27 protein-coding genes and 1 pseudogene are annotated in these 23,584 nt (G+C 64.6%); 13 read left to right on the forward strand and 15 right to left on the reverse strand.

The window, feature by feature from the left end; genetic code table 11:
• Together BZL41_RS20165 and BZL41_RS20170 are read left to right on the forward strand one after the other, a co-directional pair.
• Window positions 1-273, forward strand: coding sequence for a TfoX/Sxy family protein (locus tag BZL41_RS20165; RefSeq protein ID WP_095600939.1), 273 nt, complete (start codon window positions 1-3; stop codon window positions 271-273).
• A 105-nt stretch (window positions 274-378) separates the two neighbouring features.
• Window positions 379-1,179, forward strand: coding sequence for a Crp/Fnr family transcriptional regulator (locus BZL41_RS20170; protein ID WP_095600940.1), 801 nt, complete (start codon window positions 379-381; stop codon window positions 1,177-1,179).
• A 276-nt stretch (window positions 1,180-1,455) separates the two neighbouring features.
• Here the strand turns inward: BZL41_RS20170 and deoD are convergent, their stop codons facing one another.
• The 7 genes from deoD to cdd all read right to left on the reverse strand — a co-directional run bounded on the left by deoD (window position 1,456) and on the right by cdd (window position 8,215).
• Window positions 1,456-2,163, reverse strand: a complete 708-nt coding sequence (gene deoD / locus BZL41_RS20175; RefSeq protein WP_095600941.1) for a purine-nucleoside phosphorylase — start codon at window positions 2,161-2,163, stop codon at window positions 1,456-1,458.
• Between the two features lie 11 nt (window positions 2,164-2,174).
• Complete coding sequence (locus tag BZL41_RS20180) at window positions 2,175-3,398, reverse strand: phosphopentomutase (protein ID WP_095600942.1); 1,224 nt, start codon at window positions 3,396-3,398, stop codon at window positions 2,175-2,177.
• Window positions 3,399-3,408: 10 nt separating this feature from the next.
• Complete coding sequence (gene deoA / locus BZL41_RS20185) at window positions 3,409-4,716, reverse strand: thymidine phosphorylase (protein ID WP_095600943.1); 1,308 nt, start codon at window positions 4,714-4,716, stop codon at window positions 3,409-3,411.
• A 1-nt stretch (window position 4,717) separates the two neighbouring features.
• Window positions 4,718-5,500: a deoxyribose-phosphate aldolase gene (gene deoC / locus BZL41_RS20190; RefSeq protein WP_095600963.1), complete on the reverse strand. Its 783-nt coding sequence runs from the start codon at window positions 5,498-5,500 to the stop codon at window positions 4,718-4,720.
• 46 nt (window positions 5,501-5,546) lie between these two features.
• Window positions 5,547-6,353: an outer membrane protein OmpK gene (locus tag BZL41_RS20195; protein WP_095600944.1), complete on the reverse strand. Its 807-nt coding sequence runs from the start codon at window positions 6,351-6,353 to the stop codon at window positions 5,547-5,549.
• Window positions 6,354-6,466: 113 nt separating this feature from the next.
• A complete protein-coding gene (locus BZL41_RS20200; protein ID WP_095600945.1) occupies window positions 6,467-7,726 on the reverse strand; it encodes a NupC/NupG family nucleoside CNT transporter in 1,260 nt (419 codons plus the stop codon).
• Between the two features lie 72 nt (window positions 7,727-7,798).
• Window positions 7,799-8,215: a cytidine deaminase gene (gene cdd / locus BZL41_RS20205; protein WP_095600946.1), complete on the reverse strand. Its 417-nt coding sequence runs from the start codon at window positions 8,213-8,215 to the stop codon at window positions 7,799-7,801.
• A gap of 384 nt (window positions 8,216-8,599) precedes the next feature.
• Here cdd and BZL41_RS20210 point away from each other — a divergent pair, with 384 nt between their 5' ends.
• Together BZL41_RS20210 and BZL41_RS20215 are read left to right on the forward strand one after the other, a co-directional pair.
• Window positions 8,600-9,124, forward strand: a complete 525-nt coding sequence (locus tag BZL41_RS20210; RefSeq protein WP_095600947.1) for a hypothetical protein — start codon at window positions 8,600-8,602, stop codon at window positions 9,122-9,124.
• A 74-nt stretch (window positions 9,125-9,198) separates the two neighbouring features.
• On the forward strand, window positions 9,199-9,621 hold the full coding sequence (locus tag BZL41_RS20215; protein ID WP_095600948.1) for a VOC family protein: 423 nt from the start codon (window positions 9,199-9,201) through the stop codon (window positions 9,619-9,621).
• Window positions 9,622-9,639: 18 nt separating this feature from the next.
• Here the strand turns inward: BZL41_RS20215 and BZL41_RS20220 are convergent, their stop codons facing one another.
• Together BZL41_RS20220 and BZL41_RS20225 are read right to left on the reverse strand one after the other, a co-directional pair.
• Window positions 9,640-10,479: an SDR family oxidoreductase gene (locus BZL41_RS20220; RefSeq protein WP_095600949.1), complete on the reverse strand. Its 840-nt coding sequence runs from the start codon at window positions 10,477-10,479 to the stop codon at window positions 9,640-9,642.
• A 21-nt stretch (window positions 10,480-10,500) separates the two neighbouring features.
• Entirely contained in the window at window positions 10,501-10,746 is a 246-nt protein-coding gene (locus tag BZL41_RS20225) for a CDGSH iron-sulfur domain-containing protein (protein ID WP_095600950.1), read from the reverse strand.
• 95 nt (window positions 10,747-10,841) lie between these two features.
• Here BZL41_RS20225 and BZL41_RS20230 point away from each other — a divergent pair, with 95 nt between their 5' ends.
• Both BZL41_RS20230 and BZL41_RS20235 read left to right on the forward strand, forming a co-directional pair.
• Complete coding sequence (locus BZL41_RS20230; protein WP_095600951.1) at window positions 10,842-11,930, forward strand: endonuclease/exonuclease/phosphatase family protein; 1,089 nt, start codon at window positions 10,842-10,844, stop codon at window positions 11,928-11,930.
• Between the two features lie 122 nt (window positions 11,931-12,052).
• Window positions 12,053-12,799 (forward strand): ABC transporter substrate-binding protein, encoded by a 747-nt coding sequence (locus BZL41_RS20235; RefSeq protein WP_095600952.1) that lies wholly within the window; start codon window positions 12,053-12,055, stop codon window positions 12,797-12,799.
• Between the two features lie 43 nt (window positions 12,800-12,842).
• Here the strand turns inward: BZL41_RS20235 and hrpB are convergent, their stop codons facing one another.
• Window positions 12,843-15,359 carry an ATP-dependent helicase HrpB gene (gene hrpB, locus BZL41_RS20240; RefSeq protein ID WP_095600953.1) on the reverse strand — a complete coding sequence of 839 codons (2,517 nt, stop codon included), beginning with the start codon at window positions 15,357-15,359 and terminating at the stop codon, window positions 12,843-12,845.
• 179 nt (window positions 15,360-15,538) lie between these two features.
• Between hrpB and BZL41_RS20245 the strand changes: the two genes are divergently transcribed.
• From BZL41_RS20245 to BZL41_RS20255, 3 genes are read left to right on the forward strand one after another with little or no spacing between them, the layout of a single operon-like run.
• Window positions 15,539-15,955: a polyribonucleotide nucleotidyltransferase gene (locus BZL41_RS20245; RefSeq protein ID WP_095600954.1), complete on the forward strand. Its 417-nt coding sequence runs from the start codon at window positions 15,539-15,541 to the stop codon at window positions 15,953-15,955.
• Between the two features lie 50 nt (window positions 15,956-16,005).
• The gene (locus BZL41_RS20250) at window positions 16,006-16,524 is read left to right on the forward strand and encodes a DinB family protein (RefSeq protein ID WP_095600955.1); all 519 of its coding nucleotides are present in this window, start codon (window positions 16,006-16,008) and stop codon (window positions 16,522-16,524) included.
• The gene (locus BZL41_RS20255) at window positions 16,521-17,414 is read left to right on the forward strand and encodes a cation diffusion facilitator family transporter (protein WP_095600956.1); all 894 of its coding nucleotides are present in this window, start codon (window positions 16,521-16,523) and stop codon (window positions 17,412-17,414) included. Before BZL41_RS20250 ends, BZL41_RS20255 begins: the two co-directional genes overlap by 4 nt.
• On the opposite strand, the gene BZL41_RS28170 is transcribed toward BZL41_RS20255, so the two are convergent.
• Window positions 17,415-17,603, reverse strand: coding sequence for a hypothetical protein (locus BZL41_RS28170; protein ID WP_143518129.1), 189 nt, complete (start codon window positions 17,601-17,603; stop codon window positions 17,415-17,417). It abuts the gene before it with no gap.
• Between the two features lie 408 nt (window positions 17,604-18,011).
• On the opposite strand from BZL41_RS28170, the gene BZL41_RS20260 reads away from it, so the two are divergent.
• From BZL41_RS20260 to BZL41_RS20270, 3 genes are all read left to right on the forward strand, one after another.
• On the forward strand, window positions 18,012-18,491 hold the full coding sequence (locus BZL41_RS20260) for an Lrp/AsnC family transcriptional regulator (RefSeq protein WP_084337280.1): 480 nt from the start codon (window positions 18,012-18,014) through the stop codon (window positions 18,489-18,491).
• Window positions 18,492-18,684: 193 nt separating this feature from the next.
• Window positions 18,685-18,888: a DUF2788 domain-containing protein gene (locus BZL41_RS20265; protein ID WP_084337278.1), complete on the forward strand. Its 204-nt coding sequence runs from the start codon at window positions 18,685-18,687 to the stop codon at window positions 18,886-18,888.
• Window positions 18,889-19,178: 290 nt separating this feature from the next.
• Window positions 19,179-19,571: a globin gene (locus BZL41_RS20270; RefSeq protein WP_095600957.1), complete on the forward strand. Its 393-nt coding sequence runs from the start codon at window positions 19,179-19,181 to the stop codon at window positions 19,569-19,571.
• A gap of 24 nt (window positions 19,572-19,595) precedes the next feature.
• Here the strand turns inward: BZL41_RS20270 and BZL41_RS20275 are convergent, their stop codons facing one another.
• On the reverse strand, window positions 19,596-20,159 hold the full coding sequence (locus BZL41_RS20275) for a pseudouridine synthase (RefSeq protein ID WP_168191043.1): 564 nt from the start codon (window positions 20,157-20,159) through the stop codon (window positions 19,596-19,598).
• A 157-nt stretch (window positions 20,160-20,316) separates the two neighbouring features.
• Here BZL41_RS20275 and BZL41_RS20280 point away from each other — a divergent pair, with 157 nt between their 5' ends.
• The gene (locus tag BZL41_RS20280; protein ID WP_095600959.1) at window positions 20,317-21,387 is read left to right on the forward strand and encodes an MBL fold metallo-hydrolase; all 1,071 of its coding nucleotides are present in this window, start codon (window positions 20,317-20,319) and stop codon (window positions 21,385-21,387) included.
• Window positions 21,388-21,389: 2 nt separating this feature from the next.
• On the opposite strand, the pseudogene amn reads toward BZL41_RS20280, so the two are convergent.
• From amn to BZL41_RS28910, 3 genes and pseudogenes are all read right to left on the reverse strand, one after another.
• Window positions 21,390-22,888 (reverse strand): annotated as a pseudogene (gene amn, locus BZL41_RS20285) (AMP nucleosidase).
• 61 nt (window positions 22,889-22,949) lie between these two features.
• Window positions 22,950-23,285 (reverse strand): DUF3703 domain-containing protein, encoded by a 336-nt coding sequence (locus tag BZL41_RS20290; protein ID WP_095600961.1) that lies wholly within the window; start codon window positions 23,283-23,285, stop codon window positions 22,950-22,952.
• A gap of 63 nt (window positions 23,286-23,348) precedes the next feature.
• The coding region (locus tag BZL41_RS28910) for a hypothetical protein (RefSeq protein WP_218224590.1) at window positions 23,349-23,584 on the reverse strand (236 nt) is incomplete at its 5' end.

The raw sequence follows: 23,584 nt of genomic DNA on the forward strand, positions 1-23,584 counted from the left end.
ATGAACGATGAATTGCAACACCTGAAGAACCTCGGCAAGACCTCGGCACAGTGGTTGCACGCAGTCGGCATCCATAATGCTTCCGATCTTCGCCGCCTAGGCTCGGTCGGCGCGTACCGGGCGGTTCGGGCCAGGGGGTTCCGAGCCTCGAAAGTGCTGCTCTACGCAATCGAAGGTGCATTGCTGGACGTGCATTGGAACGACCTGCCGCCGGCACATAAAGCAGCATTGATTGGACAACTGGACGCCTTGTCTTTGCGTAATAAGAGCTAGCTCACAACATTAACGCGAACTGATTTACGGAAATATCTGCGAAACCTATCGTTTCAAGGACGTTCGTACGTCTTGCCAGCCAGCCAGTTCAAGGAATCAACGCTCATGTACCTACTCGGGGAGCAACCGGCTTACGCCGATCAGCTGATCAATCGACTGCAAAGCATCCCCAGCCAGTTGCTCGAAGGGCTCGACCCCAGCGGGGAGCCGTTGCGGCTCGAGCGCGTCGACGATCTGACCCAGGCGCTTCCCGGCAATCAGTTGTTCCTGATCGAGGACGGCCTGCTGCATGCGCTGGTGGACGGGCGCCCGTTGTTCTACCTGCAGGAAGGCGACCTCGTAGGCCTGCGTCAGGGCATTGAAATGCCGAGCTGCCGATACAGCAGCGAAGAAGCGATCAGCCTGATCCCCTATAACCGGGGTGCCGTGTTCAAGCACATCTATGCCAGCGAACAGCGCCAGGAATTGTTCATCCAGTACCTGATCGGCCACACCGCCCTGTTGTCCGATGCCCTGGCTCGCCTCAAGCAGCCAGAAATCCGACCGGCCACCGGATTCCAGCACTTTGCCGCCGGCGAGGAGCTGATCCACCAAGGCGACGAGGCCGACCATGTCTTCGTCATCATCGAAGGCCATGCCGAAGCCTTCGTCGATGGTCACAAGGTGGGCGATGTACAGAAGGACGAAATCTTCGGTGCCATGGCCGTGTTCACTCGCGAGCGACGCAGCGCCACGGTGGTGGCCAGCGAGCCCTGCACAGTGATGATAATTCCCAAGGACCAGTTCCTCAGTCTGATGCAGAGCAATCCCCGCATCGCCCACAGCCTGATCGAGAGCATGGCCAGGCGCATCGACCTGCTGAACAAGGAAGTCACCCAGCTGCGGCAATCCGCCGACCCGGAATAAGGTTCCGGTCACTCAACGAACCCGGCCATGCGCCGGGTTCGTCGTTTTTGCGAGCCTGCCATCAAGAACGAAACCAATGCGAAAAAAGCGTTGACATGGAAATGAGAATTGTTATTATTTCATCAACTGATCGCGAGATCAGTCGATAAGCTGAAAGCCCAGCAGTCGGACTCTCAGGTTATCTCCTCATCAGGCTAATCACGGTTATTCGACCCGGCTCTGCCGGGTCTTTTTTTGCCCGCGAATCTTCGTTGCCGTTTACCGTCGGAATTTCGCTTATTGCGTCACCGCTTCCAGGGTCAGCTCAATCATCGCGTGGAACGTCTCCTGCCGCTCCTCGGCACTGAGCTTTTCGCCTTCGAGGATGTGGTCGCTGACCGTCAGCACGCACAACGCCTGTCGTCCCAGCTCCGCCGCCACGCCATAGAGACCGGCCGCTTCCATCTCCACGGCGAGGATGCCCATGCGCATCATGCGGTTGAAAAGGTCCGGGGCGGGCTCGTAGAACAGGTCGGCGGAAAACACATTGCCTACATGCACCGCCTGCCCTTTCGCATCTGCCCGTCGCACCATCCGTTCGAGCAATCGGTAATCGGCCAGGGCGGCGAAATCGAACCCGGCGAGGCGCTTGCGGTTGACGGCGGAATCGGTCGACGCGCCCATGGCGATCACCAGATCGCGCACCCGGACGCCAGGCTGAACCGACCCGCAACTGCCGATCCGCACGATACGCTGCACGCCGTACTGGCTGAACAGCTCGTGGGCATAGATGGACAGCGAGGGAATGCCCATGCCTGACCCCATCACGGAGATCCGCTGGCCGTTGAACGAGCCGGTGAACCCTAGCATGTTGCGCACGCCATTCACCTGTTGCACGTCGCTCAGATAGGTGTCGGCGATCATCTTCGCTCGCAGCGGATCGCCGGGCATCAGCACGGTTTCGGCGAAATCGCCCGGCTGGGCACTGATATGGGGAGTGGCCATCGTAGGCTCCATCAAGAGGTCAGAAAAGATTGTCCGTAATCGCACGCCGGCAGTCCGAAAAAGCACGCCAGACTCTGGCCGATATCGGCGAAGCTGCTGCGCTCTCCCAAACTACCGGCCTGTAGGCCGGCGCCGTAGCCCAGCACGGGGATATGTTCACGGGTGTGGTCGCTGCCCGGCCAGCTCGGATCGCAGCCATGGTCGGCAGCCAGCAACAGCACATCGCCTACATCCAGGACAGCGAGTAGTTCCGGCAGGCGTCGGTCGAACGCTTCCAGTGCCTCGGCGTAACCTGCGATGTCACGGCGATGGCCGAACAGCATGTCGAAGTCGACGAAGTTGCTGAACACCAGCGTGCGCGATGGCGCTTCGCGGAACGCCTGCAACGTGGCATCGAACAACGCCTCGTTGCCATCAGTCTTGTACAGGCGGCTGATACCCCGGTGGGCGAAGATATCGCCGATCTTGCCCACCGCGAACACCTGCCCACCGGCCTCGCACAAACGGTCGAGCACGGTGGGGGCCGGTGGAGGCACCGCATAGTCGCGGCGGTTTCCGGTGCGCCGGAAGCTGTCGGCACTCTCGCCCAGGAACGGTCGCGCGATCACCCGGCCGATGTTGTAGTCGTCGCACAGCTCTCGAGCGATCTCGCAGACTTGGTACAGCCGCTCAAGGCCGAAGTGTTCCTCGTGGGCGGCGATCTGGAAGACGCTGTCCGCCGAGGTGTAGCAGATCGGCTTGCCCGTGCGGATATGTGTCTCGCCCAAGTGCTCAAGGATGGTGGTGCCGGACGCATGGCAGTTGCCGAGCACGCCCGGCAACCCGGCACGCTGAATCAGCGCCTCCAGCAGGGCGGTGGGAAAGCTCTGTTGGTGGGCCGGGAAATAGCCCCAGTCGAACAGGACCGGCACCCCCGCCATTTCCCAGTGCCCGGAGGGCGTATCCTTGCCGCTGGACAGCTCGCGTGCATAGCCATAAGCACCGATCACCGGCTGCTCAATATCGAAGCCCGGGGGATAACTCCCGGCGCTCAAGGCAGCGGCATGTCCCAGGCCAAGACGCGCGAGATTGGGCAACTGCAATGCACCCTGGCGGTGTTCGCTGTCCGCCTCGCCGCGAGCACAAGCCTCGGCGATATGCAGGAACGTATTGGCACCGCTATCGCCGAAGCGCTCGGCATCTGTACTGGCACCGATACCGAAGGAATCCAGCACCAGCAGGAGTGCTCTGTTCATCGATGTGCTCCTACAGCCGTACGCTGATCAGGTCGTGCACCGCAACCTCCGCGGTACCGAGTCGATACGCCGCCCGCAGCAACCGTGCGGCCTCTTCGGCGCCCGCCGCATCGCGAGCATGGACCATTGCCAGGGGCCGGTCGGCACCGACGGATTCCCCCGGCAGTGCCAGCTCACTGAACCCCACCGCGGGATCGATGGCATCCTCCGGGCGGCGCCGCCCACCACCTAGGGCGATGACGGCCAGTCCGACGGCCCGAGTGTCGATACCCTGCACATAACCCGCCCATTCGGCGAATACCGGCCGCACCACGGCCGCATGGGGCAAGTGCTGCCAGGGATGCTCGGCCAGATCCACCGGACCGCCGAGTGCCGCCACCATCTGCGAGAAGCGCTGCAGCGCCAAGCCACTGAGCCAGGCATCCATCAACCGCTGTCGCGCGGACACCAAGTCCGGTGCCAGGCCAGCCGCCACCAGTGTTTCCTCGGCCAATGCCAGGGTGACTTCCCATAGCCTCGGGCTGCGCACCTCGCCCTTGAGCAAGGCGATGGCCTCCTCCACTTCGAGGGCGTTACCAGCGCTGCGGGCCAGCGGCTGGTTCATGTCGGTGATCAGCGCCCGCGTTTTCACGCCCGCGCCGTTGGCCACCGCCACGATGCTTTCCGCCAAAGTTCGCGCCTGCTCCGGGTCGCTCATGAAGGCGCCGTTGCCCACCTTCACGTCCATCACCAGAACGTCCAGCCCGGCCGCCAACTTCTTGGACAGGATCGAGGCAGTGATCAGGTCGATGGACTCCACCGTGCCGGTGACATCGCGGATGGCATACAGGCGCTTGTCCGCCGGCGCCAGATCGGCGGTCTGGCCGATGATCGCACAGCCCACCTTGGCCACCACCCGGCGTAAGCGCTGCGGGTCCGGCTGGGTGCAGTAGCCGGGCACGCTGTCCAGCTTGTCCAGCGTACCGCCGGTATGGCCCAGGCCGCGCCCGGAAATCATCGGCACGTAACAGCCGCAGGCTGCGAGCAGCGGCGCCAGTACCAGACTCACCAAATCACCAACGCCGCCCGTGGAATGCTTGTCCACCACCGGACCGGGCAGCTCCCAGGCCAGTACCTGACCCGAATCGCGCATCGCCGTGGTCAAGGCAATGCGCTCATCCAGGCTCATGCCCTTGAGCAGAACCGCCATGGCGAATGCGGCAATCTGCCCTTCACTCAGGCTGCCGTCGCCGATTCCCTTTACGAACTGGCGGATGTCCGCTTCGTCGAGCACCTTCCCATCGCGCTTGCGACGGATGACTTCCTGCGCCAACCACATATCAGTAACCCTCCCTGGCCTGCCCTTCGCCGCCCAGGCCAAGATGCCGGAGCAAGTCGTCGAGCACGCTCGAAGCCCCCAGGCGCAGATGCTCCGGAGTCGTCCATGACGGCCCCAGGTATTCCTCCGCCAAGTCGATGTACAAACGAGCATCGGCCAACGTGCGAATCCCTCCGGCCGGCTTGAACCCAACCCGCCCACCGGTCTCCGCGATGACCTCCAGCATGAGCCGTGCAGCCTGTTCGGTGGCATTGACCGTCACCTTGCCGGTGCTGGTCTTGATGAAATCGGCACCGGCGTCGATGGCATCCCGACTCGCCTGGCGGATCAAAGCCGGATCGGCCAGTTCGCCGGTTTCCAGGATCGCCTTGAGCAGTACGTCGCCACAGGCCCGTTTGCAGGCACGCACCAGCTCGACACCGACCGTCGCGTCACCGCCGCGCAGGGCCGCATAGGGATAGACGACGTCCACCTCGTCGGCCCCCGCTTCCACCGCTACCCGCGTCTCGGCTGCCGCAGCCTCCACATCGGCGGCTCCGGCCGGGAAATTGGTCACGGTGGCGACCTTCACTTGGTTGCCGCCCAGCGCATCCAGCGTCTGCCGCGCCAGGGCGACGAAGCGCGGGTAGACGCAGACGGCTGCCACCGGCCCGACAGGCGTCAGGGCACGCCGGCAGAGGTCACGGATGCGCGCCTCATCGTCGTCCGGGTTTAGCGAAGTGAGGTCGAGCAGGCCAATGGCCTTGCGTGCGAGTTGTGCGTCGGTTGCGGTCATTGCGCGTATCTCTAAGGCAGAAGAAAGAATGTCCACGCCGCTCGTGGCGTGCGGCCTACCAAAAGTTGTACTTCAGGGTGTAGATGGTCGCGTTCTGATAAGCGTCGGGTGATCCCAGCTTATCCACCGAATAGCGGTACTGCACGCCGGCCGTGATCGCCTCCGCGGGGTGCCACCAGAGCGCCAGTGCGCCGTTGTTACCCATCTCGTCGGCGGTGCCGTTGACGTAGTTGTCATGCAGGTATTCATCGTCGCGCTCGAAGGTCATCTCATGCCAGTTGGTGACAGTGAACTTCTGCTCGAAAGCCTCGAAGGCATAGCCGAACACCCAGCCCAGCATGTAGCCGTTCATGCCGCTGTAGTTGTTGCTGTTCACATGGGCGGCGCCGAGGAACGGCTTGATCCAGAAGCCATTGTCGAAAGTCCGGCGATACCCGAGGCCGACGATCTGATCCTGCTCGCGCACATCGAAGCCGTAGTCGCGGAAGTCGTAGACATGCAGGTACACGGAGAACGGCGAATCGCCCAGGTAAAGGTGCGAAGTGGCCTTCGCCGCGCTACGTCGGTTGTCGCGGCCGTCGTGCTCCAGGCGGTCGCTGCCGGGGTTCTCCAAGTCGGCGAAGCCATAGAACTCGCCCCATTCGAACCCGACCGCACCCTCCAGTTCCAGGAAGAAGAAATCGCCCTTGGCCGCATTGTCGGCCGTGCGCGCCTCGGTGCCCCTGGACCAATCCAGGTAGTTCAACGACATGTTGGCGAATGACCACTGCGGATCGAGGGCATCGGCCCAAGTCGTCGGCGCAACCAGCAAGCACAGCCCGGCGGCCAGGGGCCGCAGCGGGTTCCTCAGGGTTGTATTCATCCGTGTATCTCTCCTTGAGTCGTCGTACGGCGGCCTGCGAAGGCGGCGGCCACGCGTTCCAGAAAAAACGCTTCCGACCGGCCTGAAACCAGGCCGGCGCCAATCCGCTGAAATCAGAGGGAAACGAAGAAGCCGGCCAAGGCCGCGCTCATCAGGTTGGACAGGCTCCCGGCCAGTACCGCCTTGAGACCCAGTTGGGCCAGCTCATGCCGGCGATTGGGTGCCATCACCCCAAGCCCACCGAGCAGGATGCCGATCGACGACAGGTTGGCGAACCCGCAGAGGGCGAAGGTGATGATCACCTGGGTCTGCGCGGAAAGCACCGCGACCCCGCTTTCCGCCGCCTTGGCCGGGTCCAGATAACGGGCGAAATCGATGTAGGCGACGAACTCGTTGAGCACCAGCTTCTGGCCGATGAAGCTGCCGGCCTGAACCGCTTCCGACCAGGGCACGCCGAGCACGAACGCCAACGGCGCGAAGAGGTACCCCAGCAACTGTTGCAGGCTCACATCCGGGTAGCCGAACCAGCCGCCGAGCCAGCCGAGCAAGCCGTTGAGCACCGCGATCAAGGCGATGAACACCAGCAGCATGGCACCCACGTTCAGCGCCAGTTGCAAGCCGCTGGTAGCCCCGCTGGCCGCCGCGTCGAGCACGTTGACCGGCTTGTCGGTGATCAGCTCGTCGACATCGCCCGGGTCGTCCTGCGGCGTCGCGGTTTCCGGCTCCATCAGCTTGGCCATCAACAGCCCGCCCGGTGCCGCCATGAAGCTCGCGGCGATCAGGTATTTCAATTCGACGCCCAGGCTGGCGTAGCCGATCAGCACCGAGCCGGCCACCGAGGCCAGCCCGCCGACCATGATGGCGAACAGCTCGGAGCGGGTCATGCGCGGGATGAACGGCCGCACCACCAACGGCGCCTCGGTCTGGCCCACGAAAATATTCGCCGTCGCCGACATCGACTCCGTGCGGCTGGTGCCGAGGGCCCAGCGCAACGCCCCGCCGATGACCCGGATGATCAGCGTCATGATCCCGAGGTGGTACAACACCGCAATGAAGGCACTGAAGAAGACGATCAGCGGCAGTACCCGGATGGCGAACACGAAGCCCTGGTTACCGAACACCTCGAACATCTTGTCACTGCTCAGCCCGGCGAACAGAAAGGCGATGCCTTCGTTCGCGTAGCCCTGCAGGGACGCCACCGAGCTCGACATACTCGCCAGCACATCCTTGCCCCAGGGCACGTAGAGGACGAAGGCACCCAGCCCGGCCTGGATCAGAAAAGCCCCCACCACGGTGCGCAGGCGGATCGCCCGGCGATTGCGGGAAAACGCCAGCGCGATGGCCAGCAGTACGACGATACCAACGAGACTCATGGAGAGACTCCCGTGAATGGATAAAGGGCACCCAGCCCGGACCTGCCGGGGCGAGCCAGAAAAATCGAAGGATCAGAAAGAGAAGGCGCCGGGCAGCAACTCGTCGCTACGCCATGCCCGGTACTGGCCGGGGTCCCCGCCGCAGCAATAGACGGGACAATCGGCCGACAGCAGCTCGCTGATCACCTGGCGGCAGGCGCCGCACGGGCTGATCGAATCCATCTTCGGCGCAAACACCAGCAACGCCTTGAAACTGCGCGGCGCATGTCCCTGGCTGATTGCCGCGAACAACGCGCTTCGTTCGGCACAGTTGGTCAGTCCATAGGAGGCGTTTTCCACGTTGCAACCGAGGACCACCTGATCGTCGGCCGTCAGCAGGGCCGCACCCACGGGAAACTGCGAATAGCCGCAATAGGCACGCTCTGCGGCCAGCTTCGCCGCCGCCAGCAGCGTTGGAGGAATGCCCTGCGGATCGTTCTTGTCGTTCATCCTGTTTCCGTCCCTATCCGAACCTGTCCTTATGGTCAGAAATAGCAAGAGCCAGGCCAACTGCATCAGGCACATCCGCTACCTGACATTGCCTGGCCTCCCGGCTAACAGCACATGGCCATGACTTGGAAAAACGTTACGTCCCGACACCTCACGCACCAGAAAAAGGTGAAAAGCTGTCACAGCGGACAACTTTGGTGCAGGGCGGTCACTAAAGCATGGGCCACCTGACCGCTGAGCGCGAATCGGTCACATTCCGGTAACGACAGCGCCCAGAGCCATCGGTTCTCTACAGATGCGCCGGTACGCCCACCCGGCGGACCGCCTGAATCTTCCCCGACACCTCCGGTCACAGCTCTAGAGAGACTTGCCAGGAGGTTCCCCATGAAAACCAGCCGCAACGAGCGAACACCGCAGGAAATCGACGACATCCAGGACCGCATGGGCTCCATGGAGGAGCTGGATTTCAGCGATCGCAAGGATGAGCGAAGCGGTAGGGTGGGCGATACCCGTCCAGAGGACGAACTCCGCGACGAATACCCGCCAGAGCGCGTCCGCGAAGCCGGTAAGACCGGCGGCGAGGTGAACGACCACAATCCGACCCTGGACGACCTCAGCCCGGAAACCCTGTACGACGAAACCGGCGCCCGCTCACCGCGGGAGCGCGGTGAAGGCCTGCCGAACGACAAAGAGCTGAGTGTGGTGGATGAGCATACGATCGGCGGCGGCAGTGGCCTGGACGAAGCCGAACTCGGACGGGTCAAGCCGCTGGATGGCAAGCCCTGGGACGCCAGCCAATCAGAAGCCGATACCGAACTCAGCGACGAAGAGCTGGGCATGGACGAACAGACCCTGTCCCGCGACGATCCCCTCGATTCGGCGCGCTACAAGAAGCCGGGTAGCGAATAGCACGAGCACTCTTCCGATCTTCACTCAGCGAAATACGCGCTACGCTTGGGGTTTGTTTTCCAAGGAGGTTCCACATGACGGACATCAACCCCAGCATTCTTTCCCACCTGTCCATCGGCACCAACCAGTTCGAGCGCGCGGTCGCCTTCTACGACCGCGTGCTGGCGACTCTCGGTTGCAAGCGCGTCATGGCCCATCCCGGCGCGGTCGCCTACGGCCGAGAATATCCGGAGTTCTGGGTACAGATTCCGATCGACGGCCAGCCGGCGAATGTCGGCAACGGTACCCATATCGGCTTCTTCGCACCGGACCGGGAATCGGTGCGGGCGTTCTACGAAGCCGCGCTGGCCGCCGGTGCCCACGGCGATGGCGAACCGGGCCCCCGCCCCGACTACGGCGATCCCTACTATGGCTGCTTCGTGCGAGACCTCGACGGGCACAAGATCGAAGCGGCGTTCTGGGATACCAGCCAGCCCTACGAACCCCACGCGCATTGAGTCCCGACGGCGCCAGGTCTACCTCGGCGCCGCCGGCTTCAACCCCGACAGACGTGGCAGCAGCACACGCTCGAACAGGCGCGGGAAGAAGCGCGCCAGCAAGCGCGCCCGCCAGTCCACGTTGGACAGCACCAGCAGACGCCGGCGTCGTAGCGCGCCCTGGTAGATGGCCTCGGCAACATCCTGGGGCGACGCCACCTTGCCCATCGCCAGGGGCGGCTGGCGAGTCACCGAGCCATCGCCGACCAGGGCATTCTTGCGCAGGTCGGTGGCAGTGAAGCCAGGGCAGACCAACATCACATTGACCCCGGAGCCCCTGATCTCGTAACGCAGGGTTTCGAACAACCCGTGCAGGGCATGCTTACTGGCGTTGTAGGCACTGCGATAGAGCAACGGCGCGAAGCCGGACAGCGAACTGAGCACGATGATTTGCCCCTGGCGGGCAACCAGGCTGGGCAGCGCGGCCTGGGTGCAGTGCAGCGCGCCGAAGAAGTTCACCGCCATGATCCGCTGGAACACGGCGAGATCGGTTTCGACGAAGGTGCTGCGGTGCGTGATGCCGGCGTTGTTCACCAGCACATCGATACCGCCGAAGCGCTCGATGGCCAGTGTCACCGCCCGTTGGACCGCCTCGGCATCGGCCACGTCGCAGCGCAGGCCCAGGGCTTCGGCGTTATGGTGGGCATCCAGGTGCTGGACCATACTATCCAGCGCCGCCTGGTCCAGATCGAGCAGAACCAGACGCGCACCGGCCTGCGCCATGCGCATGGCCAGCGCCCGGCCAATACCGGCACAACCGCCGCTGACCAGTACCACCTTGCGGTCGAAAACCTTGTTGTTGAATACCTTGCGATACATGCCGCCCCCTTGGCGTGGAAATCAGTCGCCCAGCGCTGCGTGCGTTCCGTCACAGAGCGGCGGTGCGTGGCTGTGCTTGCAACCGCAGAAATAGAGCGTTTCGTTGTGCGCGGCATGAAACTTCAGCGGCAGCAGATCGCCGCCCTTGTGCGAACCGTCGCAGAACGGCTGGCGGGCGCTGCGGCCGCAACGGCACCAGAAATAATCGCGGCCGGCGATCACTTCCACCGCATAAGGGCCGCGCTGGGCTATCTGGGGTTCGCTCACGCCGGCAGTCCTCATCGTTTGCGCTGCGTCAGGGTTGGGCCGTAGACGGCCTCTCGGTTATGCTCGCGCTCTTTCAGCATAGTCCAGCTCTGCCGATGACCTTGCTCCGCTCCCTGCGCTTCAGCCTGATCATGTTGCTGGTACTGGGTTTCGCCCTGGCCGCCCTGATCCATGCGCTCACCTGGCATCCTGCGGACCGCGAAGACGCGCCATTGTCCTGCAGTGCCGATGCGCCCATGCTGCTGCCCGGCCAGGCACTCAAGGTGATGACTTGGAACGTCCAATACCTGGCCGGCAAGCGCTACGTGTTCTTCTATGACCTGGCCGACGGCAGCGGCCCGGACGAACGCCCCACCGCCGAGGACCTTGCCTACAACCTCGACGAAGTGGCCCGGGTGATCCGCGACGAGCAACCGGACATCGTGTTGCTGCAGGAACTGCACGACGGCGCCAAGGCCAGTGACTACCAGGACCAGTTGGCGCTGTTGCAGGAGCGGCTGGTCGACCTTTATCCGTGCAGCACCCAGGCGTTCTACTGGAAGGCACGCTTCGTACCGCACCCGCGCATCCTCGGCAGTGTCGGCATGAAGCTCGCCACCCTCAGCCGTTACCGCATCGATCATGCCGAGCGCCTGCAACTGCCGCGCGTACCGGCCAACCCGATCGTCAAACCGTTCGGCTTCAAGCGTGCGCTGCTGGTCAGCGAACTGCCGCTGCGCGACGGCGGCCGGCTGGCGGTGATCAACACCCACCTGGATGCCTTCGCCCAAGGCGACGACACCATGCAGCGGCAGGTCGCCATGACCCGCATGCTGCTCGACCGCCTGGAAAGCCAGGGCACCCCATGGCTCTTCGGCGGCGACCTCAATCTGCTGCCGCCGGGGCAATACGCGCGACTGCCCGAATCTCAGCGCAGCTGGTACGTCGAGCACAGCGAGCTGCAGGACCTGGCCGGCCACTACCCGATGATCCCCAGCCTGGACGAAGTGAACGGCGACAAGCAGGCCAAGTGGTATACCTACTCGCCCAACGGCGCCGAAATCCCCGGGCCGGACCGCACCCTCGACTACCTCTTCCACAGCCCCCGCCTCAAACGGCTCAAGGCAACGGTGCGGCAACGCGATACCCTGCGGATCTCCGATCACCTGCCGCTGGTCGCGCGCTTCCTGCTGCCCCACGAATGAGGCGACGAGCGCTCGGGACCAGGCTGGACAAAGCCCGGACTGCCACGCATGCTGCCGCGATACACATACAAGACGCGCTCGGAAACCACAGGGAATGCGACTCCAGAGCGCCACGGTGATCGATGTCCAGACTTTCCTGCCTTGCGCTCGGCGCCGCGCTGTTCTGCGGCCTGAGCTTCGCCCAGACCGAATCCGGGCAGCCGCTGCCGGTGGTCAATGTCGGCTTTTATGAATTTCCGCCCTACACCTACAGTGCTGCCGATGGCGCTCCCGAAGGCTCGGCGCTCAGGCTGACCGAACGCCTGTTGAAGCATGCCGGCTATCACCCGGTTTTCCGCAGCCTGCCCGGTGCCCGTCTGTATGCCGGTCTGCGGGACGGCAGCGTACACCTCTGGCCCGGTGCGCCGGGCAAGGAGGAACTCAAGGGGTACACCCTGGAGAGCCGCAGCGTGCTGGGCGAATTCGACCTCGCCCTGTACTTCCGCCGCGACACCCTGCTCCCCCGCCTGCCAGAAGACCTGAGCGGACGCGGCATCATCCTGATCAGCGGATACAGCTACTGGAAGCCCTACAGCGACTGGCTGAGCGACCCGGTGCTGAATATCGAGCAACACCGCACCAGCAGCCACACATCCGCCCTGGAAATGCTTCAGCGCCATCGCGGCGATTTTCTCCTGGATTACGTAACGCCTGTGGAACAGGCGCGCCAACGCTTGGGCATGGCCGAGCTGCCCTATGTGGTGCTGCACCGGCTGAGATCGAAACTCATCGTCTCTCGTCGCGCCCCAGATGCCCAGAAGCTGCTCGACGCACTGGACGGTGCCTATGCGGAACTGGCAGCGCAGGGCGAGGATTTGCGGCTGCCCTGACTCACTCTTGTAGGGGAGAATTCATTCGCCCGACGGAGCCCAGTCAGCCTCTGGGCTTGGCGCGTGCGGTAGGTTCGGCGATCAGGGGATCGTCAGGCCAATAGTGCTTGGGATAGCGCCCCTTGAGATCCTTTTTCACCTCGGCGTAGGTGTTGCGCCAGAAGCTCGCCAGGTCTTGGGTCACCTGCACCGGGCGGCGTGCCGGGGACAGCAGGTGCAGCTTGACGATCTGCCGGCCGCCGGCGATGCGCGGTGTCTCGGCGAGACCGAACAGTTCCTGCAGACGCACCGCCAGGATCGGCGGGTCCTCGCTGTAGTCCAGGCGGATATTCGACCCGGACGGCACGCTCAGGCTACGCGGTGCCAGCTCCTCCAGGCGCTGCGGCAGCGGCCAGGGCAACAGACCGGCGAGAATGCCGCCCAGATCGAGGTTGGCGAAGTGGCTGAGCCGGCTGACCTTACCGAGGTACGGTGCCAACCAGTCCTCCAGGCTCTCGATCAGTGCCGAGTCGGAGACATCGGGCCAGTCGCTGCGACCGCCGTTCTCGAGATCGATTCGGCGCAATAGCGCCACCCGTGCCTGCCACTGGCGCAGTTCCGGCGTCCAGGGCAACAGCTCCAGGCCCTTGCGCCGCACCAGTTGAACCAACGCCCGGCAGCGCGCCGCCTCGTCCAACCCCGGCAACGGCTCGCGATCCAACACCAGTTCTCCGACTCGCCGCTGACGCTCGGCACGTAGTACGCCTTCGCGCTCGTCCCACTCCAGCTCGTCGCGGCTTTGCACCTGCTCGGCCAGCACGTCATCGAACAATGCCGGATCGAGATCGGCCGCGAGGTAGATACGCTCCTCGCGCTGCCCCTGGCGACTGCCGAGGTCGGCGATCACCAGCCACTCATGCTTCATCAAGGCGTCCGGCTCGCCGAATAGCGCCGCACGGCCGTTGGCCAGACGGTACTCGGCGCCGCCGGGACGGCGTTGGCGGGCAACGCGATCCGGGTAGGCGAACGCCAGCAGCGCGCCGAGCCAGCGCCCGTGTTCGGGATCGGCCACCGCCTCCCGAGCTTCGCCACGCAGGTAATTCCGGTATTGCCGCGCCAGTTGCCGGGCGCGCTGCACGCCGCCGCGACTGGCACCGGCTGGCTTCTCTCCTGCCAGCAGTGCCAGGCGGCTGTGCAGGTCGGCGCCTCCGCCACGCAGGATGTCGCGCTCGCCGAGCAAGGCGGCAAGGTCACAGGCCAGCGCGCCCAGCCCCAGGGCCTGCCCACGCAGCAGCAGATGAGCGATGCGCGGGTGCGCCGGCAGCTCGGCCATCGCCTGGCCATGGGGCGTCAGCATGCCCCGCGCGTCGAGGGCACCGAGACGGCCGAGCAGATCACGCGCCTGGGCATGAGCCGCCGGGGGCGGTGGATCGAGCCAGACCAGTTCGGCAGGCGTCACGCCCCAGCGTGCCAATTGCAAGGCCACCCCGGCCAGATCGGCCTGGAGAATCTCTGCGCTGCCATAGGCTGGCAGTTGCTCATGCTGCTCTTGCGACCACAGCCGGTAGCACACGCCCGGCTCCAGGCGCCCGGCACGGCCGGCGCGCTGTGTCGCCGAGGCCCGGGAGATGCGCTGGGTGTCGAGGCGGGTCATGCCGCTGTTCGGATCGAAGCGCGGCACCCGCGCCAACCCGGCGTCGACGACCACACGCACGCCATCGATGGTCAGGCTGGTTTCGGCGATGTTGGTAGCCAGCACGATCTTGCGCATCCCGGCCGGCGCCGGTTCGATGGCGGCGCGCTGAGCGGCGAGATCGAGTTCGCCGTGCAACGGACAGAGCAGGAGGTCGCCACGCCCGGCCAACGCCTCGGCCAATTGCTCGTGCACCCGACGGATTTCCGCCTGGCCGGGCAGGAACACCAGCAGGCTACCCGGTTCGTCAACCAGCGCCTGCAACACCGTCGCGACAACCCGGGGTTCCAGATATTCGCCGGGCTGTACCGGCCGCCCACAGCGGATGTCCACCGGAAACATCCGGCCCTCGCTGCGTACCACCGGTGCCGCGCCGAGCAGCGTCGACAGCCGCTCGCCTTCCAGGGTGGCAGACATCAGCAGGACTTTCAGCGGCGGCTCGTCGCGCAATAGTTCGCGACCATTGAGGGTGAGCGCCAAGGCCAGGTCGGCATCCAGGCTGCGCTCGTGGAATTCATCGAAGATGACCAGCCCCACGCCCTCCAGCGCCGGGTCGTCCTGCAGGCGACGAGCCAGGATGCCTTCGGTGACCACTTCGATGCGGGTCTTCGGCCCGACCTTCGATTCCAGGCGGATGCGATAGCCGACCGTCTCGCCGACCCGCTCGCCCAACTCGCTGGCCAGCCGTTCCGCCGCCGCCCGTGCCGCCAGCCGGCGCGGCTCCAGCATCAGGATCGATTGCCCAGCCAGCCAGGGCTCGTCGAGCAGGGCCAGCGGTACCCGGGTGGTCTTGCCCGCGCCCGGCGGCGCCTCCAGCACCACTTCATGGCGCTCGGCCAGGGCGGTGCGCAGGGCGGGCAATACGGCATCGATAGGCAGGGCGAGCAAGGGCCGATCCTCGGGTGGTCGAACGCAGGGCGGCGATTATAACGGCGATCGCCCAGACCTTCGCCGCAGAAGAAGGGAACCCGGGCGGTATGTGCGCTGGTCATATGAAGGACGCCACAGCGAAGCGGTATTGCAATGGACGCCTTGGTATAGTGGCGATTTTCAATCAGGAGGTGCTTATGCGCACGCATTCCCGTGTCATCGGCGGGGTCCTCATCGCCGCCCTGCTCAGCCAGTTGTCCGCTTGCGGCACGCTGTTCTTTCCCGATCGCCGGGGCCAGATCGAAGGCAAGATCGACCCAGTGGTGGCCGCGCTGGATGCCGTCGGTATCCTTTTCTATGTGATCCCAGGCCTGATCGCCTTCGGCATCGACTTCGCCACCGGCGCCATTTATCTGCCCGACAACCAGTACTCGGTAGCCCCGGAAACCCTCAAGGACGCCATCGGCAGCGACGGCCAGATCGACCGCGCCAAGCTCAAGGCAATCATCGAGCGGGAAACCGGCCACAGCCTGCCGCTGGACGACCCGCGCCTGATCCAACACAGCGGCAGCCTTCAGCAACTGGCCGCCTACGGCCTGCGCCCGGCCGCCTGAGCCAGCCCTTACGGATGCGGCGGCACTTACGCCGCATCCCAGGAGCCACGATGCCCCCCCGACGGAACGGAACCCTGCTCACCCACCTCGAACGCATGCTGACCTACCACGGCTGGGCTTACCGACGCCTGCTCGCGGCCGTGGAGCCGCTCGGCGAGGACGACTGGAAGGCCCCATGCGGACTGTTCTTCGGCAGTCTTCACGGCACGCTCAACCACCTTGCCGTAGCCGACCGCATCTGGCTCGCCCGGGTACGTGGCGAGCCGGCACCCTTCGTCCGCCTGGACGCGGAAGCGGCGGCCAGCCGCACCGAGCTGGCCGACTACCTGGCCGAAGGCGTGCAGGCCTGGCTGCAGTTCCTCGATCAGCATGACGACGCCAGCCTCGCCGCCCACCTGGACTACCGCAACACGCGTGGCGAGCCCTTTCGCAAGCCGCTGGCCGATATCGTCCTGCACCTGGTCAACCATGGCACGCATCACCGCGGCCAGGTGAGCGCGGCCCTCACCGCCATGGGCCAGCCGGCGCCGGTGCTGGACTACCTCTACTTCCTGCCGGACGATCTATGAGCCTGAGCCACCAACACGCCAACCTGCTGCGCCTGGCTACCCGCGCGGCCCTGACCGTAGCGCTCTGTCTGGTGGCCGCCAAAGCCGTGGCCTGGTGGCTGAGCGGTTCGGTGAGCCTGCTCGCCGGTCTGACCGACTCGTTGCTGGACAGTGCGGCCTCGCTGCTCAATCTGCTGGCGGTGCACTATTCGCTGCGCCCGGCCGATGACGATCACCGCTACGGCCACGGCAAGGCCGAAGCCCTGGCCGGACTGGGCCAGTCGCTGTTCATCGGGATCAGCGCACTTCTGGTCGGCGCACAAGGTGTGAACCGCCTGCTCCATCCAGAGCCGCTGGGGGCGCAGGCACTGGGTATCGGGGTGATGGTCCTGTCGTTAGTGCTGACCGTCGCTCTGCTGGCGTACCAGCACCATGTGATCAAGGTCACCGGCTCCACTGCGATCCGCGCCGATTCGCTGCACTACCGCTCGGACCTGCTACTCAACAGCAGCATACTGCTTGCCCTGATCCTGGCCAGTTATGGCTGGGAGCGGCTCGACGCGCTGTTCGGCATCGGCATCGCCTTCTACATCCTGTGGAGTGCCGGCAGCATTGCCCGCGAAGCGGGCGCGGTGTTGATGGATACCGAGCTGCCGCCGGACGTCAGCGCGGACATGCACCGGCTGGCCTGCGAAATACCCGGCGTGCTCGGCGCGCATGACCTGCGCACGCGGGTATCCGGCACGCACTGGTTCGTCCAGCTCCATCTGGAGCTGCCTGGCGAGCTGTCGTTATCCCAGGCTCACTGCCTGTGCGACCAGGTGGAAGCGGCTATCCATGCCGCCTATCCCCGGGCCGAGGTACTGGTGCACGCGGACCCGAGCGAAGTGGTGCGCCACGACCGGCCGTGATCAGGCCCCGATCTTCGTTCTCGGAGCCTGCGGTCGCTCCGCCAGCAACGTCCTCGCGACCTGCGGATCGATCCGCTCGACCACTTCGATTTCCGGAACCATCGACTGTGGCGGTTTGGCGACCACCAGTGGCGACAGCCCCAGCAACAACAAGGCAAAAACCTCCACAATCCCCATGCGCTTTTCCACAGGTACCTCCCGTTGCGGTTCTTGGTTGACGAGGCATCGGACAACGGGCCTGTGCAAAAGCGTGTCAGCGCAGCGTAAAGACTGGGTAAAGACGACGGAAAAGAAAAAGGGAGGCCGTGGCCTCCCTGGGGACAAGTCCTGCGCGGGCAATCGTGTCGCCGCTTTCGTCGCCCGTCTGGTTGGACGGTGCGGACCCGGTGGCCGCTGCGACCCGGTGGGATCGGCGGCGCCGACGCACCTGATTGGGCGGGTCGGATGGACGCGTGGTCCGGGCCGTGAAACTGAGAGAAAGCTTACGCCCCCGCCTGCGATAGAGGATTGCTAAAATTGCCTATCCATGGACTAATTTCGCAATAAATCGCCAGACACCACACAAAATTCGCAATTCACCAGAACGAATCCATAAAGATGAACAAACTCGACCGTTACGACCTGCGCATCCTCGCTGAGCTGCAGCACGATGCCCGTATCTCCAACCAGGAACTGGCCGAGCGCATCGGGCTGTCGCCCTCGCCCTGCTCGCGCCGGGTCAAGCAGTTGGAAGACGACGGCTATATAGTGCGCCAGGTGGCTTTGCTGGACCGTAAGAAGCTCGGCCTGACCCTCACCGCCTACGTGCTGATCGGCATGGACCGGCATACGCCGGAGCGCTTCGAGCGGTTCGAAGCGGCCATCCGCCAATGCCCGGAAGTACTGGAATGCAGCTTGGTCACCGGGATGGAAGCGGACTATCAGCTCAAGGTGGTGGTGCCGGACATGGACCATTACCAGCAGTTCCTGCTCGGCCAGCTCACCCGCATCGAAGGGGTCACCAGCGTGCGTTCGAGCTTCGTCCTGAACCAGGTGCTGAGCAGTACCGAACTGCCCTTGCAGCATCTGCGCAACTGAGGGGGCGGAACGCTCGTCCCCTTCCGCTGCGGCACCGTACCGCAATCGCGTATACTCCCGCCGCCCTCGCCGTACCCCGGCGAGGCTCCGCACGATGCCCGGCGACAGAAGCCGATACCCCGGTTCTGTTGTCACATCCGTACGCGACACCGAAATAACCCCACCCCGTCAAGGCATGCCGAGGAGGTAAGCGATGGATCCCGAGTTGTTCGAAGAATGGATGATGATTGGCCTGGTCAGCGCGCTGGTCGGCTTCATGGCGTTCATCGTCTGGGACCTGGCCAAGAAGTCCAAGGCTGGCCGCTTCGGCACCATGATCCTGTTCCTCGCCCTCGGCCTGGGTGTGCTGGGTTTTGTGATCAAGTCGCTGGTTATCGGTAGCCTGGAAGGCGTCTGAGCGAACCTGTTCACGTCCACGCGGTCCATGAACCGCCCAACCGCTACATGCGAGCCTTGTAGCGGTTCTAATAAGAGCTTCTTCACATTAGACCGGCACGGTCCATCGCTCCCGATGGGTTGCCGTTTGCCGGACGAATGATTTTGCCCAGACACCAGCATTTGAAACGACCGCTTTGAGGCTTTTCCTCGAAAGCCCTCGAACGCGGATCGTCATCCCCCGTAAGGCCCCGGGAAGCGCTACACAGATGGCGCGCGGCCTCGCTCCTCACTGAGATAAGGATATTTTCGATGAAACCCGCCGATCGTGTAATGCAGAGCTATGGCCGCTGCTGCGCCAGCCCTGCATTCTTCGATACCTTCTATGAAATCTTTCTCGCCAGTTCGCCTCAGGTTCGCGAGAAATTCGCCAACACGGACATGCCGCAGCAGAAGCTTCTGCTGCGCCAGGGCATTCTCAACCTGGTGCTTTATGCCCGCGGCATGCCGGACAGCAAACTGCGCGCCCTGGGCGAATCCCATTCACGGGAACGCATGGACATCCGCCCCGAACTCTACGACCTCTGGCTGGATTCGCTGCTTGGCGCCATCGGCCGGCATGACCCGGAGTGCGACGCGGAAACCCGCAATGCCTGGCGTGAGGTGCTCGCCAAGGGCATCAATCTGATCAAGTCGTTTTACTGACCCGGTCACCGCACTAGAACAGACCTAGTGCGGCGACACCTCCCGCCATTCACCGGGCGCCAGCCCGTCCAGCGTCCAGTCGCCGATCCTTACCCGCACCAGCCGAAGCGTCGGCAGCCCGACCGCGGCCGTCATGCGCCTGACCTGACGGTTGCGCCCCTCGCGAATCACCAGCTCCAGCCAGGCGGTGGGCACGCTCTTGCGAAAACGTACCGGCGGATCACGCTCCCAGAGCGCGGGCTCTTCCAGGCGACGAGCCTCGGCCGGCAGCGTCGGACCGTCGTTCAGCTCCACACCGTCGCGCAACCGCTGCAACTGTTCATCGCTCGGCTCGCCCTCCACCTGTACCCAGTAGGTCTTCGCCAGCTTATGCCGGGGATCGGCGATGCGCGCCTGCAACCGGCCGTCATTCGTGAGCAGCAGCAGGCCCTCGCTGTCGCGGTCGAGCCGCCCCGCCGGGTAGATGCCGGGGACCGGGATGAAGTCCTTGAGGGTCGCCCGCCCCTGGCCGTCGCTGAATTGGGTAAGAACGTCGAACGGTTTGTTGAACAGGATCAGCCTCGGTTCGGCAGGCGGCGCCTTGGCCACCCGTCGCGGTGCCGCCGGCTTGCCAGAAAAGCGGCGCGGAGCGGGACGGGATGCTGGGCGGGAAGGACGCGACATGACTGGAAACGACTTGGCCGGACGGGAGGCGGGACGGGCATGCTAGGTTGACTGCTCGTCGAATCGCAAGAGCGAACCACGCATGTCATCACGCCGCCCCCTCTGGCTGGTCAGCCTGCAAAGCCTTCTCGGCCAAGCCGGCGACGGTTACCAGGGAGCGCCTTCCGACCATTTCGATGGGAAGCGCTTCCGCAACCTGCACCCGACTCCACACAAGAGCTTCGCCAGCTTCCTCAAGTGGCAGCTCAACCACGAGCCGCAGCCGGCATGGATCGACCAGCCGGGCCCGGCCAGCCCGCCGGCGGTACCGCAGCGGGTCGAAGGCAGCGATCTGCGGGTAACCTACATCAACCACGCGACGATTCTGATCCAGCAACACGGGCTGAACATCCTCACCGACCCGCTCTGGTCGAAGCGGGCCAGCCCCTTCTCGTTCCTCGGCCCGCGCCGGCATCATCCGCCGGGCCTGAGCCTCGACGAATTGCCGCCCATCGATGTCATCCTGGTCAGCCACAACCATTACGACCACCTCGACCTCTACAGCCTGCGCGAACTGGCCCGGCGCTTTCCCGAGGCGAGGGTAATCACCGGACTGGGCAATGGCGCGCTGATCGAGGCCACAGGCTGGTCCGCAGTGCATGAAATCGACTGGTGGCAAAGCCTACCGCTCAACGAGCACCTGACACTGCACGGCGTGCCGGCTCAGCACTGGTCCGCCCGCGCCCGTCGCGACACCAACCGGACCCTGTGGATGGGCTTTGTCCTGGCATCGGCGGAAGGTCCGGTGCTGTTTCCCGGCGACAGCGGCCTGGGCCCGGAATTCGGGCTGATCCGCGAGCGTTTCGGCCCGCTGCGCTTCGCTGCCCTGCCGATCGGTGCCTATGCGCCGCGCTGGTTCATGCGCGACAACCACATGAACCCCGACGATGCGGTCCAGGCGCACCTGACGCTGGAATCGCAGAGCAGCATGGCGATCCACTTCGGCACGTTCCGTCTCAGCGACGAAGGCCAGTTCGCCCCACTACGCGACTTGGCCAAGGCGCTCACCGAACGCCAGGTAGCGCCGGAACGCTTCCGCGCACCGGCTCCCGGTGAGCATTGGCAGGTACCGCCGTTGGCCGCCGGCGCAGCCGACAGCCGTCGCGCCGGTTAAAGCTAGCGGAACGGCGGCTCGTCGAAACTGCGCAGCTTGCGCGAGTGCAGGGAGTTGAGTTGGCTGCGCAACAGATCGAGCGCCGCGATGCCGATGCGCAGATGCTGGGTGACGGCCCGCTCGTAGAAGGCATTGGCGGCGCCGGGTAGCTTGATTTCGCTGTGCAGCGGCTTGTCGGATACGCACAGCAGCGTGCCGTAGGGCACCCGCAGGCGATACCCCTGGGCGGCGATGGTGCCGCTCTCCATGTCCACCGCCACGGCTCGGGACAGGTTGATCAACGGCCGCTCCTGCGCCCAGCGCAGTTCCCAGTTGCGGTCGTCGTAGGTCAGCACGGTGCCGGTGCGCAGGCGTTTCTTCAGCGCTTCGCCCCGCTCGCCGGTGACTTGCGCCGCCGCCTCCTGCAGCGCCAACTGCACTTCGGCCAAGGCCGGCAGCGGGATGTTCGGCGGCAATACGCGATCGAGGATGCCGTCGCGCCGCATGTAGGCGTGGGCCAGCACGTAGTCGCCGATGGTCTGCGATTGCCGCAGGCCACCGCAGTGGCCGATCATCAGCCAGCAATGCGGGCGCAACACGGCGAGGTGATCGGTGATGTTCTTTGCGTTGGACGGACCGACCCCGATGTTCACCAAGGTGATGCCATGGCCGTCCTCGGCGACCAGGTGGTAAGCGGGCATCTGGTAGCGATGCCAGAGCACCCCGCCGATGATGGCCTGGGCCTCGCCCTCTTCCATCCCGCGCTCAATCACCACGTTACCCGGCAGCACCATGCGCACGAAGCGCGAATCCTCGCGCAGCCGGCTCAGGCCGTGGAGGATGAACTGGTCGACGTAGCGGTGGTAGTTGGTCAGCAGAATCCACGGCTGCATGTGGCGCCAGTCGCTGCCGGTGTAATGCACCAGACGGCGCAGGGAGAAATCCACCCGCGCCGCGTCGAACAGCGCCAAGGGCAGCGGATCGGCGGTCTGCCAGTCGTACAGGCCATCGGCGATGCCGTCCGAAGCCGCCGACAGGTCGGTACTGGGGAACACCCGCGCCAGCTCGGCGGCGGTCACGCCGGACGCCGCCAACTCGTCGCCGTGCTCAACCACGTAGGGATAGGGAATGTTCTGTTCGCTCACGCCGACTTCGACCTGCACGGTGAAGTCGCTCATCAAGGGGCGCAACTGCTCGAGCAGGTAATTGCGAAAGGCTTCCGGCTGGGTCACGGTGCTGCTGTAAGTCCCTGGCACCTGCACCTTGGCGTAGGCACGCACGGTGGAGGGCACTTCGCCCTGGCACAGGTAGGTCAGACGCAATTGGGGGTAACGGAACAGTGCGCGCTGCGCGGCGTCCGGCTCGATGCGCTCCTTCAGGTAGCGCTTGAGCGCCTGGGTCAGCGCCGAGGTCGCGCGCCGGTGCAGCGCGGCCAGCCGATCCACGGCCTCTTCGGGGGTATGGGCGACAATGAAAGCGTCCGAGTCGATGTTCACGGCGAGGTTTTCCTGTCTGGTCGCACAGGCCTATCTTGCCTGCTTCCACGGAAAAGACCTACCGGCAAACTGCCTTGCCCCGGCGGATCAACCGCGCGCCAGGAACACCCGCAAATCCTCGGGTATCGGCTGCGGCGCGAGCGGCCCCACCCGCCGTGTCCCGGGATTACCCAAGGGATAGAGTCCAGCCAGCGAGCCCAGGCTGCCGGACAGGCGCAACAGCTGCGCGGCCATCTCTCTGAAATCCCGCTGCCGCCAGGCCCAGGCGAACAACCAGACATGGCTGAGCGAATGATCGATAAAGCTCGGCTGGCTGAGGATATGGGCGCGCTCCAAGTGACGAAGCTCGGCGGCGGGATCGCCCCGCTCGCACCAGAGTGCAGCAAGTAGGCGCTCGTGACGGAAGGCTTGGTGACGGGTCATGACGGGGCTCCTGAGTGAAGGAGCCCCATGCTGCAGCCTGGGGGCGGCCCCGAGGTCAAGCGCTCAATCTCTCCCCGTCACAAAACCAGAGGCTCTTCTGCAGTGCGTCACACCCTGCTGGAGAGGTGTTTTCAAAATTCGTACATCCGATTTGCAGGCCCCCGGCTCTCTCCGGCAGAGTTTTTTACTAACGGAACTATTCGTTAGTGCTAATGGAGCCAGCATGTCCGGAAAACCCGCCGCCCGCCAGGGCGACGCCATCACCTGTCCCGCCTGCGGCAAAGCCATCGTCGCCACCG

The organism is Pseudomonas sp. PIC25 (genome assembly GCF_002286785.1).
Classification (GTDB): domain Bacteria; phylum Pseudomonadota; class Gammaproteobacteria; order Pseudomonadales; family Pseudomonadaceae; genus Pseudomonas_M.